The organism is Pseudomonas sp. CC6-YY-74, from assembly GCF_002025205.1.
Classification (GTDB): Bacteria; Pseudomonadota; Gammaproteobacteria; order Pseudomonadales; family Pseudomonadaceae; genus Aquipseudomonas; species Aquipseudomonas paeninsulae.
Genome location: NZ_CP019947.1, coordinates 1,960,001 through 1,979,428 on the forward strand (window position 1 = coordinate 1,960,001; position 19,428 = coordinate 1,979,428).

The 19,428-nt window shown below is 63.7% G+C and carries 18 protein-coding genes and 1 pseudogene (1 of these 19 running past the window's edge); 6 read left to right on the forward strand and 13 right to left on the reverse strand.

The window, feature by feature from the left end:
• From B2D37_RS08985 to B2D37_RS08995, 3 genes are all read right to left on the reverse strand, one after another.
• A protein-coding gene (locus tag B2D37_RS08985) for a L,D-transpeptidase family protein (protein ID WP_079202362.1) crosses the window boundary here: on the reverse strand, positions 1 to 213 show its start. 744 nt of this gene lie to the left of the window's left edge; only the first 213 of its 957 coding nucleotides appear in the window; it begins with the start codon at positions 211 to 213; its stop codon lies beyond the left edge, outside the window.
• A 74-nt stretch (positions 214 to 287) separates the two neighbouring features.
• Positions 288 to 569 (reverse strand): hypothetical protein, encoded by a 282-nt coding sequence (locus tag B2D37_RS08990; protein WP_079202363.1) that lies wholly within the window; start codon positions 567 to 569, stop codon positions 288 to 290.
• A gap of 57 nt (positions 570 to 626) precedes the next feature.
• Positions 627 to 1,232: an arylesterase gene (locus B2D37_RS08995; RefSeq protein WP_079202364.1), complete on the reverse strand. Its 606-nt coding sequence runs from the start codon at positions 1,230 to 1,232 to the stop codon at positions 627 to 629.
• Positions 1,233 to 1,242: 10 nt separating this feature from the next.
• Here B2D37_RS08995 and B2D37_RS09000 point away from each other — a divergent pair, with 10 nt between their 5' ends.
• Genes B2D37_RS09000 through greB form a run of 3 tightly spaced genes read left to right on the forward strand, consistent with a single transcriptional unit; the run spans position 1,243 to position 4,962 of the window.
• Positions 1,243 to 1,926 carry an ABC transporter ATP-binding protein gene (locus tag B2D37_RS09000; RefSeq protein ID WP_079202365.1) on the forward strand — a complete coding sequence of 228 codons (684 nt, stop codon included), beginning with the start codon at positions 1,243 to 1,245 and terminating at the stop codon, positions 1,924 to 1,926.
• Complete coding sequence (locus B2D37_RS09005; RefSeq protein ID WP_079202366.1) at positions 1,926 to 4,430, forward strand: ABC transporter permease; 2,505 nt, start codon at positions 1,926 to 1,928, stop codon at positions 4,428 to 4,430. Before B2D37_RS09000 ends, B2D37_RS09005 begins: the two co-directional genes overlap by 1 nt.
• Positions 4,431 to 4,464: 34 nt before the next feature.
• On the forward strand, positions 4,465 to 4,962 hold the full coding sequence (gene greB / locus B2D37_RS09010; protein ID WP_079202367.1) for a transcription elongation factor GreB: 498 nt from the start codon (positions 4,465 to 4,467) through the stop codon (positions 4,960 to 4,962).
• A gap of 25 nt (positions 4,963 to 4,987) precedes the next feature.
• Here the strand turns inward: greB and B2D37_RS09015 are convergent, their stop codons facing one another.
• Entirely contained in the window at positions 4,988 to 5,296 is a 309-nt protein-coding gene (locus B2D37_RS09015) for a hypothetical protein (RefSeq protein ID WP_079204945.1), read from the reverse strand.
• Between the two features lie 224 nt (positions 5,297 to 5,520).
• Between B2D37_RS09015 and thpR the strand changes: the two genes are divergently transcribed.
• Positions 5,521 to 6,051, forward strand: a complete 531-nt coding sequence (thpR, locus tag B2D37_RS09020; protein WP_079202368.1) for an RNA 2',3'-cyclic phosphodiesterase — start codon at positions 5,521 to 5,523, stop codon at positions 6,049 to 6,051.
• Positions 6,052 to 6,238: 187 nt separating this feature from the next.
• On the opposite strand, the gene B2D37_RS09025 is transcribed toward thpR, so the two are convergent.
• Positions 6,239 to 6,673 (reverse strand): DoxX family protein, encoded by a 435-nt coding sequence (locus tag B2D37_RS09025; RefSeq protein WP_079202369.1) that lies wholly within the window; start codon positions 6,671 to 6,673, stop codon positions 6,239 to 6,241.
• Between the two features lie 98 nt (positions 6,674 to 6,771).
• On the reverse strand, positions 6,772 to 8,187 hold the full coding sequence (locus B2D37_RS09030; RefSeq protein WP_079202370.1) for a transglycosylase SLT domain-containing protein: 1,416 nt from the start codon (positions 8,185 to 8,187) through the stop codon (positions 6,772 to 6,774).
• 233 nt (positions 8,188 to 8,420) lie between these two features.
• Between B2D37_RS09030 and B2D37_RS09035 the strand changes: the two genes are divergently transcribed.
• Both B2D37_RS09035 and B2D37_RS09040 read left to right on the forward strand, forming a co-directional pair.
• Positions 8,421 to 9,254 carry a TatD family hydrolase gene (locus tag B2D37_RS09035; protein ID WP_079202371.1) on the forward strand — a complete coding sequence of 278 codons (834 nt, stop codon included), beginning with the start codon at positions 8,421 to 8,423 and terminating at the stop codon, positions 9,252 to 9,254.
• A 243-nt stretch (positions 9,255 to 9,497) separates the two neighbouring features.
• Positions 9,498 to 10,979, forward strand: coding sequence for a methyl-accepting chemotaxis protein (locus B2D37_RS09040; RefSeq protein ID WP_079202372.1), 1,482 nt, complete (start codon positions 9,498 to 9,500; stop codon positions 10,977 to 10,979).
• Between the two features lie 52 nt (positions 10,980 to 11,031).
• On the opposite strand, the gene B2D37_RS09045 is transcribed toward B2D37_RS09040, so the two are convergent.
• The 7 genes and pseudogenes from B2D37_RS09045 to B2D37_RS24145 all read right to left on the reverse strand — a co-directional run.
• On the reverse strand, positions 11,032 to 11,829 hold the full coding sequence (locus B2D37_RS09045; RefSeq protein WP_079202373.1) for an acyl-CoA thioesterase II: 798 nt from the start codon (positions 11,827 to 11,829) through the stop codon (positions 11,032 to 11,034).
• A 462-nt stretch (positions 11,830 to 12,291) separates the two neighbouring features.
• A complete protein-coding gene (locus tag B2D37_RS09050) occupies positions 12,292 to 13,068 on the reverse strand; it encodes a CHAD domain-containing protein (RefSeq protein ID WP_079202374.1) in 777 nt (258 codons plus the stop codon).
• Positions 13,069 to 13,406: 338 nt separating this feature from the next.
• Positions 13,407 to 15,419 carry a DUF3488 and DUF4129 domain-containing transglutaminase family protein gene (locus B2D37_RS09055; RefSeq protein ID WP_079202375.1) on the reverse strand — a complete coding sequence of 671 codons (2,013 nt, stop codon included), beginning with the start codon at positions 15,417 to 15,419 and terminating at the stop codon, positions 13,407 to 13,409.
• The gene (locus B2D37_RS09060) at positions 15,380 to 16,336 is read right to left on the reverse strand and encodes a DUF58 domain-containing protein (RefSeq protein ID WP_079202376.1); all 957 of its coding nucleotides are present in this window, start codon (positions 16,334 to 16,336) and stop codon (positions 15,380 to 15,382) included. The genes B2D37_RS09055 and B2D37_RS09060 overlap by 40 nt, the downstream gene beginning before the upstream one ends.
• Positions 16,333 to 17,250, reverse strand: a complete 918-nt coding sequence (locus tag B2D37_RS09065; RefSeq protein WP_079202377.1) for a MoxR family ATPase — start codon at positions 17,248 to 17,250, stop codon at positions 16,333 to 16,335. The genes B2D37_RS09060 and B2D37_RS09065 overlap by 4 nt, the downstream gene beginning before the upstream one ends.
• A 119-nt stretch (positions 17,251 to 17,369) precedes the next feature.
• The gene (locus B2D37_RS24140) at positions 17,370 to 18,242 is read right to left on the reverse strand and encodes a methyl-accepting chemotaxis protein (protein ID WP_371915448.1); all 873 of its coding nucleotides are present in this window, start codon (positions 18,240 to 18,242) and stop codon (positions 17,370 to 17,372) included.
• A pseudogene (locus tag B2D37_RS24145) lies at positions 18,225 to 19,334 on the reverse strand (HAMP domain-containing protein); the annotation flags it as partial. The gene B2D37_RS24140 and the pseudogene B2D37_RS24145, both read right to left, overlap by 18 nt.
• Positions 19,335 to 19,428 lie beyond the last annotated feature (94 nt).

A 19,428-nucleotide genomic window follows, 5' to 3' on the forward strand; every position in this document is an offset into this window, starting at 1 on the left:
TGGGTTGGCTGCAATCATTTCCAGATAACCCAAATCGTTGGCCACGCCAAGATCGGCAAAGGTGTCTTCGTATTTGGCTTTGATCACCTGCACCTGGCCGACGACGTCCTCGCCGGGCGGCGGTAAGGGCCATTCTATGGCAACGACTGAGCTGGCGCCGAACATCGCGCAGACTGACAAGCAACGGGCAACGACAGGAACGCGCGACAACATCCGGAAATCCTTGATGAAATGGCTGACAATTTAACTTGGTGATTGTACACCGACGCTTATCACACTGGGAGTACTCAGCGCGCGGACCAAAGCGGCCGCTGACCGCGCCGCTGGGCGTCGAGGGTCACCCGGCACGCCGAACACAGACGCGTGTCGCGCAGCATGCGCTTGTCCAGCTCACGCCAGAGCGGTTGCGCCGGTAACAACCCGCCGCACAAAGTCCGATCGGCGAAGCCGCCCAGCTCGAGCTGACGCGCGACCAGATGCACGCGCACCTCACGGCAAGCGAATAGGTCAAGCTGCTCGTCTGGCTCGATTAGTTGATAGGCGTACAAGGACCAGGCAGAACGCGGCATTGATGGCTCCTAGGCGGGGCGCCACATTAGCCGAAAGACCGCTCGCGGAAAAGCCTGTCAAAGCAGCGGTTGCAGGGCCGGCCAGAGATTTTCCAGGAGTACTGGCTGAGCAACGGCGGCGGGATGAAGGCCATCGCGTTGCATCATTTCGGGCACGCCTCCCACCCCCTCAAGAAAGAAGGGAACAAAGGCCACCCGTTTCTCCTGCGCCAAGGTGGCAAACACCTGGGCGAAGGCTGTCGTGTAGCGAATACCGTAATTGGGCGGCAGGCGCATCCCCAGAAGCAGCACCTTGGCCCCCGCCTCCTGCGCCTGCTCAATCATCGACGCAAGATTCTGTTGCAATTGATCCGGGGCCTGGCCACGCAAGCCATCGTTGCCACCCAGCTCTAAAATCACCAGGTTTGGCTGATGCTCGGCAAGCAGACCGGGCAGCCGTGCGGCCCCGCCAGCACTGGTATCGCCACTGATTGAGGCATTCACCACCTGGTGCTCATAACCCTGCTCGGCCAGACGTTTTTCCAGCAAAGCGACCCAACCCTGACGGGTATCCAGGCCGAAAGCCGCGCTGATACTATCGCCAACGACCAGCACGGTGTCCGCCAGCGCGACCTGCCCCCAGCACAGCAGGGTAAACATCGCACTCATTAACCCTGCACGCATTGGATTCCCCATGAGCTCAAGCATTCTTACCGCCCGCAACCTTAGCAAAGTGGTTGCCAGCGCGGAAGGCGAGTTGACCATACTCCATGACTTGTCCCTGGCGCTGAACAAGGGCGATAGCCTGGCCATCGTCGGCCGCTCGGGTTCGGGCAAGTCGACCCTGCTCGGCCTGCTCGCCGGCCTCGATCTGCCGAGTGGCGGCGCAGTCGCCTTGGCCGGGCACGACCTGGGTTCACTGGATGAAGATCAGCGTGCCCGAGTACGCGCCGAGCATGTCGGCTTCGTCTTTCAATCCTTCCAGTTGCTCGACAGCCTCAATGCCCTGGAAAACGTCATGCTGCCACTGGAACTGGAAGGCCATGCCGACGCCCGCGAGCGCGCCCGCGCCCTGCTCGAACGGGTCGGCCTGGGCCAGCGCCTGACCCACTACCCGCGCCAGCTCTCCGGTGGCGAGCAGCAACGCGTGGCCATTGCCCGCGCCTTTGTGGCCGAACCGGACGTGCTGTTCGCCGACGAGCCCACCGGCAACCTCGACAGCCACACCGGTGAACGCATCAGCGACCTGCTCTTCGAACTTAACCGGGAACGCGGCGCGACTCTGGTGCTGGTCACCCATGACGAGCGCCTGGCCCATCGCTGCCAACGCCTGATCCGCCTCGAAGGCGGTCATCTGGTCGACCACGTGGAACCCTGATGACTCACTTGCCGTTTACCCGACTGCTCTCGCTGGCGACCCGCCAACTGCTGCGCGACGCCCGCGCCGGCGAGTTGCGCGTGTTGTTCTTCGCCCTGTTGGTCGCCGTCGCAGCCAGCACCGCAATCGGCTACTTCAGTGCGCGACTGAACGACGGCATGTTGATGCGGGCAACCGAGTTCCTCGGCGCCGACCTGCGCCTCAGCGGTAGCTCTCCCGCCGCGCCGGAACAGGTCAGTCGCGGTACCCAGCTGGGGCTGGATCACGCTCAAGTGGTCGAGTTCTCCAGCGTGATCGCCCGCGATGCCGGCATCCAACTGGCCAGCGTCAAAGCCGCGGACAGTGCTTACCCCCTGCGCGGCCAGCTGAAAAGCGCAGCGGCACCCTACGAAGCCGAGCAAACCGGCCCCGGTCCGCAACCCGGTGAGGCCTGGGCCGAGGCGCGCTTGTTCGCCGCACTTGAACTGAACGTCGGCGACAGCATAGAAGTCGGCTCGAAAACCCTGGTCCTGCGCCGGGTCCTGACCTACGAACCAGATCGCGCTGGCGACTTCTACAGCCTGACTCCGCACGTGCTGATGCATTTGGATGACCTGGCCGCCACCGGCGTGGTTCAGCCCGGCAGCCGGGTGCGTTACCACGAGCTCTGGCGTGGCACACCGCAGGCCCTGGGCGCTTACCGACAAGCAATCGGCACCAATCTGGCGGCCAACCAGCGCCTCGAAGATGCCCGCGACGGCAATCGGCAAATCGGTAGTGCCCTGGGTCGTGCCGAACGCTACCTGAACCTCGCCAGCCTGGCGGCCGTGCTACTCGCCGGGGTTGCGGTAGCACTTTCGGCCGCGCGCTTCGCCGCCAGGCGCTTCGATGCCAGTGCCTTGCTGCGTTGCCTTGGCCTGTCGCGCAATCAAGCGCTCGGTCTGTTCAGCCTGCAGCTGGCCCTGCTCGGGCTCGGCGCCAGCCTGATCGGCGCCCTGCTCGGCTGGCTTGCCCAACATGGCCTGTTTTATCTCTTGCAGGGTCTGCTACCGGCGCAGATCCCGGCGGGCGGTTTATGGCCAGCCCTCGCCGGCATCGCCACCGGCCTGGTCGCCCTCGCCGGCTTCGCCCTACCCCCCCTGGCCGCCCTCGGTCGAGTACCACCACTACGGGTACTGCGTCGCGACATGCTCCCCGTCCCTGCTAGCTCCTGGCTGGTGTATGGCGCCGCGCTGTTCGCCCTAGGCCTGATCATGTGGCGCCTGAGCCTGGATCTGCAACTGACCCTCGCTCTGCTCGGCGGCGGCCTGGTGACCGCCCTGCTGCTCGGCGGCCTGCTCCTGCTCGGGCTGCAAAGCCTGCGTCGTCTGCTGGCCCGCTCTTCGCTGCACTGGCGCCTGGGGCTCGGCCAATTATTGCGCTACCCATTGGCCGCCGCCGGACAAGCCCTGGCATTCGGCCTAATCCTCCTAGCCATGTCGCTGATCGCCTTGCTGCGCGGAGAATTGCTCGACACCTGGCAGAATCAATTACCCGAGCAGGCGCCCAATCATTTCGCCCTGAATGTCTTACCGGCCGACAAGGATGCGTTCGCCGCGCGCCTGGCCGAGCTCTCGCCCCACCCGGCCCCGCTCTACCCAGTGGTGCCCGGTCGCCTGACCATGATCAATGGCGAACCGGTACGGCAAATTGTCAGCAAGGAATCCCAGGGCGAGCGCGCCGTTCGCCGTGATCTTAGCCTGACCTGGTCGGCCGATCTGCCAGAGGGTAACCAGCTGCTCGCCGGCGCTTGGTGGAACACCTCCACAGCCGACGACTTGCCGGGCGTCTCGGTCGAATCGGAACTGGCCAAGAGCCTGCAGCTCAAACTGGGCGACCGCTTACGTTTCAATGTCGGCGGACTCGACCGCGACGCCCGGGTCAGCAACCTGCGCGAAGTCGACTGGAACAGCTTCCAGCCCAACTTCTACATGATCTTCGAACCCGGCACCCTGCAGGATCTACCGGTCACCTACCTGACCAGCTTCTACCTGCCTGCCCAGCAGGAACGGCAGTTGGTCGAACTGTCACGCGCCTTCCCGGCAGTCACCCTACTGCAGGTCGAAGCCCTGCTCGCGCAACTGCGCAGCATCCTGGCCCAGGTCACTCTGGCCATCGAATTCGTCTTGCTGTTCGTTCTCGCCGCCGGCCTGGCTGTGCTATTCGCCGGGTTGCAGGCCACCCTGGATGAGCGCATCCGCCAAGGCGCCTTGCTGCGCGCGCTGGGCGCCGAGCGCAAATTGCTGGTCAAGGCGCGACGCGCCGAATTCGCCCTGCTTGGTGCAACCAGCGGCCTCCTGGCGGCCATCGGCTGCGAACTGATCAGCTTCCTGCTCTATCGCTTCGCCTTCGATCTGGCCTGGCACGCCCACCCCTGGCTATTGCTCCTGCCAGCGATCGGCGCACTGCTGGTGGGTGGCGCCGGCGTGCTCGGCACTCGCCGTGCATTGAATGTCAGCCCGCTGACGGTGCTGCGCGAGGGCTGATAGACTCGCGCTTTATCGGCCAGACAGCAGTTATATGAGTCGCTATCGTCCACCCCGCTCCGCCGGCACGCCACTGATCACCCCCGAAGGCGAAGCGCGTCTGCGCGCCGAACTGCACGAACTCTGGCACGTACGCCGGCCCCAGGTCACCCAGTCAGTCAGTGAAGCGGCGGCGCAAGGTGATCGCTCGGAAAACGCCGAATACACCTACGGCAAGAAAATGCTGCGCGAGATCGACAGTCGCGTGCGCTTTCTCACCAAGCGCCTGGAAAGCCTGAAAGTGGTCAGCAGCCACCCCAGTGATGCCGACAAGGTCTACTTCGGCGCCTGGGTCACCCTCGAAGACGAGGACGGCAACGAGTCACGCTATCGGATCGTCGGCCCGGATGAGCTGGAGCTGAAACTCAACCTGATCAGCATCGACTCGCCCCTGGCCCGCGGCCTGATCGGCAAAGCCCTGGACGCCGAAGTCCGGGTGCCAACCCCGGTCGGCGAGAAGACCTGGTACGTGATCGCCATCGATTACCCGTAATGGCAGGAGCCGCTTGAGACGAGACTCAGCGCCGGGTGATCAAGCCCTGCCGGGCGACCCGCGTCAGCTCACGCACGGTGGCGTACAGATCCTCGGCACTGGGTGCTTGCAGCACGGCCATATCGAAGCTGTTGCTGGCGAAACGCGCCAGCGCCTGATGGTCATCGACGAAGTGGATCAGAAAGGCGCGCGGCCGGCCCCAACGCTTGGGCCAGCCGTCGAGATAGCGCAGCAAGGTCGGCTGGTGACTGCCGCCGAGGAGAATTTTCGGGTTGCGTTGGCTCAGCCCGGAAGTAATCGGGGCCAAACGAATCAGCGGTTGGGGACAACTCATGCTCATGTCTCCGCCTCATGAATCCCGCCGGGCAGGTGAGAGGCGACACCGAACCAGCGCTTTAGCGGTATTTCGAAGCCTCAGTAGAGTACTTCTCAGAGCCTTGCAATCTGCAAGTGACTCGGCGCCCCGCAAGTAGCTGTTTAAATCGGCGCATGGGTCAGCATCCTAGAGAAGCCTGCGCAATACTGTCAAGACAGCGCCGCGCATGGGAATCGAACGCCATGAAAAACGATGTTCTGCGCCTGTTCTTCGCTCTGGGTTGCCCGCCGGAACTGGCCGAGGCCATCGTCACCTGGCGCAGCAACCTGCACCTGCACGGCCGCCCAGTCGCAACGGCCAACCTGCACCTGACCCTGGCATTTCTCGGCCAGCAGCCGCGTGCTCGCGTTATGGAGTTGCAAGACCTTGCGGGCGAATTGCGCGCAACGGCATTCGACCTGCATCTGGATCGCCTCGACCGCCATCGCAATGGCCTGCTGTATCTGGCGCCGAGCCCCACACCAGAGGCATTGCTGGAGTTGGTTGAGCAGCTATGCAGCAATCTGAGCAGTGCCGCGATTCAGCTGGAAAGCCGACCCTTTCGTGCCCACCTCAGCCTGCTGCGGCACTGCCCCATGCAACCCATCGACGCCAACCCATGCTTCGATTGGCCGGTGACCCGATTTTCCCTGTTCGCCTCCGAGCAGAACACGCGCGGCACCCATTATCGGCAGTTGCACACGTGGCCATTGTTGCGCAACGGCCACGACTGAGGCTGCACCACGGAATAAACCGTTGCCCACGAGTTACACCGCCCTGCGCAAACATGCAGCTCAGCAGACCCACTAAGGTCGTGTTGTTCACTCAAGAAAAATGCCGCTTTCCCTTGGCTGGAAAGCGGCATTTTTCTGGGTTTGCAACCGCAAAACGGACGGCGTTCGCGCTGCTTAACTGCGTTGCTTAGCCGGCAATTTGCTTGTCCAACGACAGCTTGCCTGCACCCTCGACCAGTACTGCCAGGCTTATCACCATCAATGCCAAGGCGAATTCATAGCCGTTGTTGCTCATGAAGAAGCCGTTGGCCATGTGCACGGTGACAATCGCCACCAGCATGGTCACCGCCAGCACTGCCGCCGCCGGACGTGCCAGTAGGCCGATGATCAACGCCAGGCCACCAACGAACTCAGCGCTGCCAGCCAGCAATGCCATCAGATAGCCCGGCGCCAGGCCGATGCTCTCCATCCACTGGCCGACACCCACCAGACCATACCCGCCGAACCAGCCGAACAATTTCTGCGAACCATGCGCAGCAAAGGTCAGGCCAGCGATGATGCGCAAAATGGTCAGGCCGTAACCTGCTTGAGTGGCAACGACAGATTTGATCAGGGTATTCATGGGTTGCATCCTAGTGGGCGAGTTGATGGGGCAAATAATAACCCAGTTAATCGATATTAAAAGCCGATATATCCGCTAATTAATATCGCATAAACAGATCAATCGCGTGTACTAACTACTGCCTTTTGCGGCTCCAACAAATAACGCTCGCGGTCATAGGCAAGGAAGTACTTGTTCACACTACTTACATGACTGACCACGCCCATTCCGACCTGCTCCATGGCGATCCGCTCGACCTGAAAGAACCACTGATTGGGATTCAGACCACGCCGGCGGGCCTCGGCGCGCATGCTCTGCACCCGCTGTGGCCCCAGGTTGTAACCCGCCAGCACGAAGGCCATGCGCTCGCGCTCGTTGAGCTGCGGGCTGTTGAAGAAGTTGCGCCGAATCATCGCCAGGTACTTGGCGCTGGCTTGCACGTTGTTCTCCAACACGCCGATATTGGCGACCCCGACAGTGCGCGCAGCAGCCGGGGTTATCTGCATTAACCCGGTGGCACCACCGGCCCCCCGCGCAGCCGGATTGAGGGTCGACTCTTTGAACGCCAGCGCCGCCAGGATCAGCCAATCGAAGCCCTGCTGCGCGGCATGCCGCTGCAGCACCGGGCGCACCTTCTCCAGGCGTTGGCGCTCGGTTCGGCCAAGCGGGTAATGCACCTTGTAGAGGCGCCGGTAGACTCGTTGAAATGCACCATCCAGATCGGCCGGGGCGCGATAGGCCGCCAGGAAACGGTCGACACTGGCGCCGAGCATCGGCGTTTCACGCCGCAGGTACCAACGCATGTCGCCGTCCTTGGCCAGCACCAAGTGCGGCTCCAGACGCAACTTGGGCATGACCTTGGCCCAGCGCTCGGCAATCGGCTGCTCCACCGCGGTGACGCTATAGATACCGGCCTGCACCATCTCCAGCACATCCTCGACGGCCAGGCTGGGGTCGACCCACTCGATGATGATCGGCGGTCGCTTGTTCTGCAGCAGTTTCTGGTTGAACGCCTGTACGGCAGCACCCGCGGCGCTACCCGCCGCCAAGGCCAGGCTGCGCCCGGACATCTGCTCGAGACTCTGATAGCGCCGATCGCCCTGGCGCGCCACTATGATCAAGGGAACATTGCTGCGGATCGCCGCACTGGCGCTGATACCGTTGCCACCACGCACGGTGAGCAATTCCCCCGGCGCGACAAGATCGCCCTCGCCACGTTGCAAGGCAGCGAGTAGTTGGTCCTTGGCTTTGGGAATGATCTTCAGCTTGAGGGTGCGGCCATCGCGGACATTACGATTGAGATACTGCTCGAAGGCACGCAAGCGATGGTATTCCACCCCGATGCTCTGGCCTTTGATTTCACCGGAACTATTACGACTCTGGTTGACCAGCACACGCAGTTCACCGCGGTTGCGGATGCTCGGCAGATCAAGTGCCTGGCTCGGCTGGCGTCCTTCCGGCGGCCCAGCCACACGTGCAGCGGCCGACAACGGCAGCAACAGCACAAGACAGAATAAAAGCAGCGGGCGCGACATCGAGTCTCCACGGCAAGGGCGGCCACCAGGCGCCATTGGCCGAGTGAGACTACCGCAGCGCTCGCCAAGTTCCTGGAATGCGTGGGGCGCGGAGATTCGCACAGCTCGCTGACGGACACCAGTCAAATGTTCTACTCAACATTACAAAGCAACTATAAGAGGCTGTATTTTATGGATTTTTTTAAAACAAAAAAGCTCTGCTATGCTGCCAACCCCACCTCATAGGTCGCACCATGCAACTCATCGACATAGGCGTCAACCTGACTCACCCAAGCCTCGCCGAACAGCGTGAAGCCCTGCTCACCCGTGCCTACGCCGCCGGTGTCTGCCAGTTGTTGCTGACCGGTACCAGCCTCGAACAAAGCGAACAGGCTTTGGAACTGTGCCGCCAGCTGGATGAAAACGGCCAGCGCCTGTTCAGCACCGCCGGCATCCATCCGCACGATGCCAGCAGCTGGAACGCCGACAGTGCCAAGCAACTGCAGGCTTTGCTGCGTGAGCCACAGGTACGCGCCGTGGGTGAATGCGGGCTCGACTTCAATCGTGATTTTTCGCCGCGACCACAACAGGAAAAAGTTCTCGAAGAACACCTGGCCCTGGCCGTCGACCTGCAGCTGCCGGTCTTTCTCCATGAGCGCGACGCCGACCAGCGCCTTCTGGAGATCCTGCGCGACTACCGCGACCGCTTGCCCGCTGCGGTGGTGCACTGCTTCACCGGAGAAAAACGCGCCCTGTTCAACTACCTCGACCTCGACCTGCATATCGGGATCACCGGCTGGATTTGCGACGAGCGTCGTGGCACCCACCTACACCCGTTGGTTCGGGAAATCCCGGTCGGCCGGCTGATGCTGGAAACCGACTCACCGTTTCTGCTGCCACGCAGCCTGCGGCCGAAACCGAAAAACGGCCGCAACGAACCCGCCTTTCTGACCGAGGTACTCAGGGAGGTGGCGCTGCACCGCAACGAAAGCCTGGAAACCCTGGCGGCACACAGCACCGCCTGCGCCAGGCAGTTCTTCAGCCTGCCGATCGTCGTCGCTACAACTGCCGAGAGCGAGCCCAACTGAAGCGCTGCCCTGCCTAAGGCGTGGCAGCGCTTCGGCGAAGACGCCCAGCATCCGCATAGGGCCAACGCCTGCAGCCCGCACAACCCTTAACCAGGACTGTGCTTTTTCTAAAGTCCACACCAGACCAGCCGTTAACAAGGACAGACCGGCCTGTTGATAAAGATCAATAGGCACACTGCAGTTTTGCGAGACAGTAATGGCACTTTGCCAAAACCCCTTTCGCCGCCATCAGAAGAAGACATCATGGGCACTTGGATTCGCGACCTTTCACTTAAATACAAGTTCTGGGCCGTCAACGCCGTGGCCTTCTTCACCACCCTGATGCTGGTGCTGTACGCCCTGCAACTGGAACAACAGGTACGCGTCGAAGCGGCCAAGAGTGCCGCGCAAGTGCAGGCCAGGCTACTGAGTGCCTGGCCTGCGGGTCAACCATTGCCGGGTGGAGCACAACTGCTGCAGTTTGCCGATGGCCAGACACCGGCATTAGCCAATAACCAGGGCGCCAGCCTGAGCCGGGCTCGCGGCTGGGTAGTCCTGGAGCATGACCCGTTATCGACGCAAGACGGTTTGATCGGCGCCGAGGTCATCGACCTGGGCCAGGGCCAACGCCTCGCCGTACTGGCCCATGCGCCCAGCCTGATGCAGGTGATCGCCGAGCGCGCACTGAGCTATGCGCTGGTTGTCGCCTTATTGATGCTGGCCCTGCTGACGGCCTCGCAACTGCTAATCCACTTCCTGTTGAGCCATCTCAACATCCTCAAGGATGTGATGCTGCAGGTAGAGAAAAGCGGCGATCTGGCGGCGCGCGTGCCGCTCGACTGCCGCGACGAAATCGGCCAGATGGCCACCGCCTTCAACGCCATGCAGGCCGGTTATCAACGGGTGGTCGGCATCGTTGCGCAGACCGCCGCACGCCTGGACGAAGGCGCCGAGCGCATGGCCGTGAGCATGCGCGACGTGCGCCAGGGCATGCTCAACCAGCAAAGCGAGACTGAACAGACCGCCACCGCGATCAACCAGATGTCCACCACCGTGCACCATATTGCCCAGCACACGGCGGATACCCGCGACCAATCGAAAAACGCTGAGCAACTGGCCGGCAGCGGTCAGCAGGTGGTCGAGCGTGTCGGTCAGTCGATCGCCGGGCTGTCCAGCGGCGTGCAACAGACTGCGCAAATGATCCAGCAACTGGCCGTCAACAGTCAGAAAATCAGCGGCGTCGTCAGTGAGATTCACGGCATTGCCGAACAGACCAACCTGCTCGCGCTCAACGCCGCCATCGAGGCCGCTCGCGCCGGCGAAATGGGCCGCGGCTTTGCTGTGGTGGCCGATGAGGTGCGCAACCTGGCCAAACGCGTGCAAGTCTCAACCGACGAGATCACCCGGATGATCTCCTCCCTGCAAAGCGGCACCCGCGACGCCGTCGAGTTCATGCAGGAAAGCTCGCTCAAGGCCGATGACTGCGTGCAACAGGCCCACGAAGCAGGCCAAGCACTGGTCGCCATCACCGGCTCGGTGGCGCAGATGCGCCAGAGCAACACCCAGATTGCGGTAGCCGCCGAACAGCAGAGTCAGGTGGCCGAAGAAATGAACCGCTCCATCGTCAGTATTCGCGACGTCACCGAGCAGACGGTGCAGCAAACCACAGGCTCCGCCACCATCAGCGCCGAGCTGGCAGCCCTGGCTGGCGAGCTGAACAAAGCCATTCGCCAGCTCAAGCTGTAAGTGACGAGAAGCCTCGAGCTGCAGCGCTGGAGGCTTTCTGTTTTCCTGCTGTTTAAGCGAACACCACGACCGTCTGCCGACTGATCGCCAACAGCTCACCGCGCGGGCTCCACAAGGCAGCGGCAATATGCCCGTAACCGTCGCGGGCGTGTTCGATCTGCGCACGGTAGAGGCACCAGTCGAGGGTATTCAGCTCGGCAACCGGCTGAATGAACTCGATGGTCCAGGTCAACGAACTGCCCGGCGCCGGCACGCGCAGGTGCGAGAGCACTGCCGGCGGCCAGGCATCGACCAGGGCCAGCAGGTGCGCCTCGCTGACCGGCTGTACTGCGCCCTCCTCGCGCAGGCGCACCCAGCCGCCCATTTCCCGCGAGGGATTGTTGCTGAAGGGCATGCCGCCGATCCCCCAGCGCATCGCCAGGAAGCGCGTGAACTCCGGCGTCACATTGCGCACGTAGGCGAGTTCCTGGCAGTCCTCGACCGGCTTGATCTGCGGCGCGGCTTCAGCCGCAACCGTGATCGCCGACTCGCGCGCCGCGCCGAAACTGCCCTGCACCAGGGTCACCACCTGCCCATTCTGCACTGCGCGGCCCAACACCTGGCTGACCGCCTTGCCTTCACGCAGCACCTCGACCTGGAAACTCACCGGCACATCCGGCTCGGCCGGGCCGACGAAAGTGATCGCCAGCGACCGCGGCGGCCGCCCCACTGGGACGTGAGCACGCATGGCTTCATACACCAGCGCAGCCATCAAACCACCAAAGCTGGCCCGCCCCTGCGCCCAGGAGGACGGGATTACCACGGCCTGCGGCTGGGTGCGAACGGCCTGGAGCAACGCGGAAAAATCCATAACCACCTCAAGCTATCTATAGCCGCTGATCTTAGGGGAAATGCCCGACAAGGCGAAACGGCGTTTCGGCCAATTGACCCGGGCAAACGGCGTATCGAGTACGGAGCCCCTAGTGGTCTGATCGGTTAATCGGTTTATCCTGCGCCGCGTCACCACAACCTGGCAGCCCTGCAGGGTGCATTCGCCGCGGGGGCGCAACCCACATGGATGCGGAAAATGCCGCAAGCGCGCCGACGCGCCAAGGATGGAGAAGACAGGAACATTCCGGCAGCATTTTCGACGCCCCCCATGGATCGGGAGAGGCGGAAAAATGTCGGGAACATTTTCGAGAGCGAGCGCGGCCGCCTACAAGACTCTTGGCAGGCGTGAGTCCCAAGACAACGACTTCGCCCCGAGGTCGAGCCTCTCACAGCTAAGACTCAAGCCTGCGAATTCGAGTTAATCAACTGACCGGACAGGCGTCTACCCGGTCGAGGTGAAATCCTCTTGCAGCGCCAATAATGCCAGGTCAGCCGTCTCCTCGGCTGCCTGCAATGCCATCCGCCAGGTGTCGACACACACGGTCAGATCCGCGTCCTGCTCGGCCCGCTGCAACCACTGCAAGCGATCATGCCAATCGCCCAAGGCCGATTGCGCCGCCTTCAGGCGCGCCAGGGTCTTGGCCGACAATCCGCTCAGCTTCGGGTAGGCTCCGGCGCCGTAACGCACACGCTTGATCAACAAGCGCAGGCGATGACGATCATGTGCAGGGTCGACCAGGGCTTCGGCCAGGCGCCGCTGCTGCTTGGCCAGGCGTCGCCTGACCCGGTTCGCCAGACCACGCAACTCAGCGTCCGCCGCGGCTTGGCGCCACAACTGCGGCCACTGGTCCAGCGCCCCGAACAGCGCCGGCAGCGCAGCGCCGGCCAGCAGCGCCGCATAGCCGGTGAGCAAACGCGGCTGACGCAGGTTGACCGCATCGCGCATATCCTGACCCTGACTCTGCAAATGGGCGATCAGCACCTCGAGATCACGCAACGGGCCACTGCTGCGCCCAAGCTCGGCAGCTTGTTGCTGCAGCGCAGCACACGCAGGCAAGCCGCGCAGCGGCTGCAGCAGGCTGCGCAGCTTGCGCAGGGCAATGCGCAGATCGTGCAGGGCTTCAGGATCGGTCGCGGCCAGCAAACGCTCGCGGCAGGCATAGAGCGTGACCTGCAGGCGCAGAACCTGCTGCAACTCGCCCTCGACTAAGCGCCCCATAGGATCTCCCCTCCCAGCCTGCGAAAACTGCCAGCTTAGCAGCGTAGGACGGCCAAACGGCATTCCGCTCGGAGTGTAGCGACAACCCGGCAGATTTATGCCGTGCCGATTATCCACGGCGTACTGCCTGCGGCGAGTAGCGCCCTACGGGTTGCGGGCTGCACCAGCCTGGGCGGTGTTCCGTCCGTACGTAGGCGGCCCGGACGGCGTTGCGTTCGGAGCGCAGCGACAACCCGGCAGATTTATGCCGTGTCGATTATCCACGGTGTCCTGCCTGCGGCGAGTAGCGCCCTACGGATCGCGAGTTGCCCCGTATCCTAGGGCCACCCGCCAGAGCCTCAACGCCAGGGCAACGCCCGGCGCAAGGCGGTCAGGTGCGCGCGCAACACGGCCGGGCGCGCCTCGCCCCCGGCATAGCGCTGCGCCTCGAAGGCTGCCGCGAAGTTGCCAATAGCCGGCGCCTGGGCTGGCAAGGCCTGCGCCGCGCGCTCGGCATAGGCGCGCGCGCCTTCGCCCGGCAGACGGGGTACGGCATGCCGCGCCAGCAACTGTTCGAAGCGCCGGAACAGACGCTGCAGGGGATCACGCTCGCGTTGCCAGGGCTTGAATAGCCAGAGCGCCAGCAGCCCCAGCAGTAGCCCACCACCGCCCACCAGGCTGAGGGCTAGGACATGGGCGTCGATACGACCGAACCAGCGTTGCAGCAACTGCAGTTGCTGCGCGCCCTGATAACCGAGTACCAGACGCTGCCAGCCATGGTTGAGGTTGTCCCAGCCCAGGCGCAGCTGGTTCAGCCAACCCAGCTGGCGGTAACGCAACGGTGAGAACGGCGAGCCTTCGAGAAAGCTCTGCTCGTCGACCAGCGCCTCTTCCAGGCCCAACTCGATACGTTCAGGCGCCACCTGAAAGGTCGGGTCGACGCTCACCCAGCCCTTGCCTGCCTGCCAGTATTCGACCCAAGCATGGGCATCGAACTGGCGCACCTGGACGTAGTCGCCGCCGGGGTTGTACTCGCCACCCTGGTAGCCGGCCACCACCCGCGCCGGAATGCCTGCCGCGCGCAGGACGAAGGTCATGGCGCCGGCGTAATGGGCACAGAAGCCGTTGCGGCTCTCGAAGAGGAAATCATCGATGCTGTTCAACCCCAGGCGTGGCGGGCGCAAGGTATAGCCGAAGGGCTCGCGGTTGAAATGGCTGAGCACGGCCTGCACCAACTGCTCGGCGTGCGGATAGTGCCGCTTGAGCTCGGCGCCCCAGGCACGGCTGCGTGGATCGCCATCCTCCGGCAGTTGCAAGGCCCGTCGCAGGCTGTCGCTGGAAGCCGCCGGGTCACGCAATGCCGCCGGCCAGGAAGTCACCTGATAGAGCAAGCTGCGCTCGACCGGACGCCCGCGCTGCAGGCGGTAATCACTCATCTGCCGGGTGTTTTCCAGGCTGGTCTCGGCAACGTCCAGGGCAAACAGCCAGGATTGCGAACTGGGCTGCATGACGATGCTGTAGCGCAGCGGCTCGCCGCGCTTTTCCCAGGCCGGGGTCAACGGCAACTGGGCGACGCTGGACTGCGACCAGCGCCGACCGTCGAAGCGCTCGAAGGTCAACGCCCGCCAGTAGAGCTGGTCGTGGGGCGGCACTTCACCGGCGAAGCTGGCGCGGAAGGCCAACCCGCTCGAGCGGCTCAATTCGGCGATATCCGCCGGCGCCATGCTCTCGGCCAAACCGCTGACCGCGCGCTCGCTCGGCTGCGGCAGTGACCACAACGGGCCCAGGCGCGGGAAGAAAACAAACAGCAGCAGCATCAGCGGCACGGCCTGCAGCAGCAAGCCGGCAGCCAACCGCGCGGTTGCCCAGGGCTGCGCGGCGACGCCGCTCTGCTGCAGGCCGATCAGGGCAGCCAGCAAGGCGGTGACCGGCAACAGGCTGAACAGCGCGGCGAGCATGCTGTCGTCGAACAGATAGGCGCTGACCACCACGAAGAAGCCGAGAAAGATCACCACCAGGGCATCGCGGCGTGTGCGCATTTCGAGCATTTTGAGGATGAAGGCGCCGATCAACAACACCACCCCGGCATCCAGGCCGATCAGGCTACCGCGGGAAAGCAACACGCCGACGGCCGTGCCCAGCATCAATCCGGCCTTGACCCAGGCAGGCGGATAACCGGCACGCATGCGCAAGATCTGGATGCGCCAGACCGCACAGCCCAGCCACAAGCCGACGATCCACAGCGGCAGATGGCTCAGGTGCGGGATGATCACCAGCACCTGGGCGACCAGCAACCAGGTCAAGCTGATCCGCGGGATTTCCCCCGGCCTGCTCACGCCGACGTGCCGAACAGCGCCAGTGCGCGCAGGCATGCTTCGCGGTGCTGCTCGCCGCTGGCGGGCGCAAGCACCTGGCCCGGCAAACGCAGGGCAAAGGGCTGCTGACGCTCGGACAGTTGCAGCACCCAATGACAGAGCAGCGACAAGCGCAGTTCGATATCCCCCGACAGCGCCTCAAAATCCAGCCACGGCTCGCGCCCGCTGAGCGCGGCGAAGTCCTTGACCAGCAGCCCCTGGCCGCGGGAATAGGCCTTCCAGTGCAGGCGTCGTTTGGAATCGCCGGGCTGGTAACTCTTCAGTCCCTGAAAATCCTCGCTGCCCTGGCCATAGACGTGCATGCCTTGCTCTTGCCGCTCGTCAGCAGCACCTGCGGCCAGCGGCAACTCGTCTTCCAGCGGTTGTGGATAGACCAGCAGTGCCTGATCCAGATCGACCCAGCTCCAGGCCACCAGAATTCCCAGCGGGAAGCGGCTTTCAACCCGCAAGCGCCCCGGCCGCAGCCAGCCACGGCGCAGCGCCGGCAGGCTCAATTCGCACTCGCTGACGCCTTGCGCGGGCACATCCTGAGTCTGATAAGACGCCGTTGGCCAGCCCAGGGCGATCGCCTGGTGCGCCCGCGCGCTGCTTTCCAGGCGCAGGCGAAACTGCCCCTGTTCGCCAACGAACACCGACCTTGCGCCAGCGGCCTTGAGCACCAGGCCTGCCAGGTTGCGATAGGTGTGCAGGATGGCAACGATAAACACCGACGCCAGCAGAAACGTCAGGGCATAGGCCAGGCTGTTCTGGTAATTGATCGCCGCCAGCAGCATCAACAGCAGCGCCAGGGCAAATGCCAGCCCGACCCGCGTCGGCACGATGAAGATCCGCCGCTGGGTCAGGCGCACGCTGGCGGCCGGGGGAATCCGCCGGGCCAGCCAGCGACTCCAGCGCTGCTTGATCTGTTGCCTCAAAGCGCCGGCACCTCGCGCAGCAACCAATGCACCAGCGCGCCGCCGCCATGCCCGGTCGGATCGGCGCGCTGGTGCAGGCGATGACCGACCACCGACGGCAGCACCGCCTGCACATCTTCGGGAATCACATAATCACGACCGTCGAGGAAAGCCCAGGCACGGGCAGCGGCGAGCAAGGCCAGGCTGGCCCGCGGCGACAGGCCCCAGGCGAACTGTGGCTGGCTGCGGGTGGCATCGACCAGGCGTAGCACATAGTCGATCAGGGCATCGCTGGCGCGCACCTTGGGCACCTCGGCCTGGATCAGCGCCAGCTCGGCATGGTCGAGAATCGCCTCCAGGCGCGGCAGCAGGGAGCGCCGCGAATCGCCGAGGAGCAAGGCTTTTTCAGCGGCCTTGGCCGGGTAACCGAGCGACAGGCGCATGAGGAAGCGATCGAGCTGTGACTCGGGCAAGGCGAAGGTGCCGCCCTGGCTCACCGGGTTCTGCGTGGCGATAACAAAGAAGGGTTCCGGCAGCGGCCGGGTCGCGCCCTCGATGGTCACCTGGCCCTCCTCCATGGCCTCGAGTAACGCGCTCTGGCTTTTCGGTGTGGCCCGGTTGATCTCATCGGCCAGTACCAGCTCGGCGAATATCGGCCCCGGATGAAAGACGAATTGTCCGCTGTCCTTGACGAATACCGAGGTGCCTAGAATATCGCCAGGCAACAGATCGGAGGTGAACTGGATGCGCTGAAAACTCAGGCCCAGCACCCTGGCCAGCGCGTGGCTGAGGGTGGTCTTGCCCATGCCCGGCAAGTCCTCGATCAGCAGATGGCCGCGGGCCAACAGGCAGGCCAGGGCCAGACGCACCTGCGGCTCCTTGCCCAGCAGCACCTGATTCACCGCGTCCAGGCAGGCATTCAGTCTTGTGCGCATCGTTCGCTCCGGCCTTTATCCAAGTGCGCCGATGCTACTTGGCCAGCACCCGGCGGGCAAAGCACCCTGTAGCCTTTACTGACGAAACTGTGAGCGCGGTTGGCACTTTACGGCGAAATCTATAAGCGAAAATGCCCGGCCATGCCCTGGAGTTCGCGGCCCAGCTGTGCCAAGCGAATGCTCGAGTCAGCCGTTTCGTCCATCGCCACCGACGACTGATCGGCGATATCGCGAATCGAGGTCACGCTGCGACTGATCTCTTCGGCCACCGCCGTCTGCTCCTCGGCGGCGGCGGCGATCTGCTGGTTCATCTCGAAGATCAGGGTCACCGCCTCGGCAATCCCGGCCAGGGCACTTTCGGTTTGATTGGCATCCTCCACCACATGCGCGACCAGGGCACCGCTCTGCTGCATGTCAGCCACCGAGCGCCGCGCGCCCTCACGCAACGTGGCGATCAGGCCTTCGATTTCCGCGGTGGACTGCTGGGTACGCTTGGCCAACGCGCGCACCTCATCGGCCACCACGGCAAAGCCGCGGCCCTGCTCGCCGGCACGCGCGGCCTCGATGGCGGCGTTGAGAGCCAGCAGGTTGGTCTGTTCGGCCACGCTCTTGATCACATCCAGCACCGAATCGATGCGTTGGGTGTCCTGACTGAGGCGCTCGATACTCTGGGTAGTGGTGTCCATCGCCGCCGCCAACTGGTCGATCCGCACCAGGGTCTGGCGCACCACCTCGGCGCCGCGGCTGACCCGGTTATCGGCGTCCTCGGTGGAAGCGGCCGCCGCCTCGGCGTTACGCGCCACCTCATGCACGGTGGCGGTCATCTCGCTCATGGCGGTCGCCACCTGATCGGTTTCCACCCGCTGGCCATTGACGCCCAGGCGAGTCTGCTCGGTAATCGCCGACAGCGACTGCGCCGAAGCGGAAATCTGGCTGACCCCACCCTGCAACTGACCGACCATCTCGCGCAGGTTGTTCGACATGCTCTGCATGGCGGCCTGCAATTGCCCCACTTCGTCGCTGCGCTGCACCTCGATGTGCACACTGAGGTCGCCCTCGGCGATCTGCCGGGCCTGCTCGATCACCTGCTTGAGCGGCCGCACAATCAGCAGGGTAATGGCCAGGGTCGCCAGCAGACCGATGACCAGGGCCAGCGCCGCAGCCAGCAGAATCAGCCAACCACTGGCTTGCAGTTGTGCCTGCATGGCGTTTTTTTGCAAGGAATAGGCCTGTTCGACCAACCCGACAATGCGCTCGGCTTGCTCTACCAGCAGGGCGTATTCCTGCTTCTGCTGGCGCAAGTTGCCGTTGTACTCCTTGAGCCGCTCATTGAATGAGTCGACGTTGCCGATGACTTCCGCCAGCACCGAGGCATACGCCGGATCAGTCATGGCATCGCGCAGTTCACCGGCCAGGGATTGCGCATCGAGGGCCTCCTGGATCTCGCCCTGGGCGACTTCGGCAGAACTGCGGCTCTGCTGCAGGCGCACGCGGGCCTGATCGAGCGCCTGCAACAAGAGTTGATGGACCTTGCCGATCTGTCCGGCCTGCAGCACCGACTCGCCGCCTTGCGCACCCTGGCTACTCTCGAGCAGATCGATGCCATCCTCGGCCAGTCCATCCTTGAGCAATTCCAGGCTGTTGGAAGCACTCACCACCAGCCAAGTGGCCGCCTCCAGGGACAGGCTCATGCTATCGGTCAGTTCGACATAACGGTCGAAGGCCGCGCGGTACTGGTCAACGGCACTGTTGACCTCGACCAGAACCTGTCCCTCGGCAGCCGGCAGTTCGGCCTGCAGGGCTGAGCTGCTCGCCTGCAGCGCCTCAGCCTGTTCATGCAGGCGCTGGACATGAGTGACATCGGTAGTCAGGGCGAAGTCCTGCTCGCGGCGGCGAATCTGCAGCACCTGGGTATTGATCGCGCTCATGCGCTCGAGCAACGCCGAGCGGGCACCGACCTCACGCAAGGCCGAATAGCCGGTGGCGGCAACCACCGCGGTGAGTGCCAGCACCACGCCAAAGCCCAGGCCTAATTTTTTCGCCGTACTCAAGCTGGCGACGCGCCGCTGCAGATCAGTCCACATAATTCCGCTCCATCCCCGCTCCCCTGGCGAACCCAGGTTTGCCAACCTTATCACGCAAGATAAAAGCGCAAGGCTGCTGGCGACAAGCCAGCAG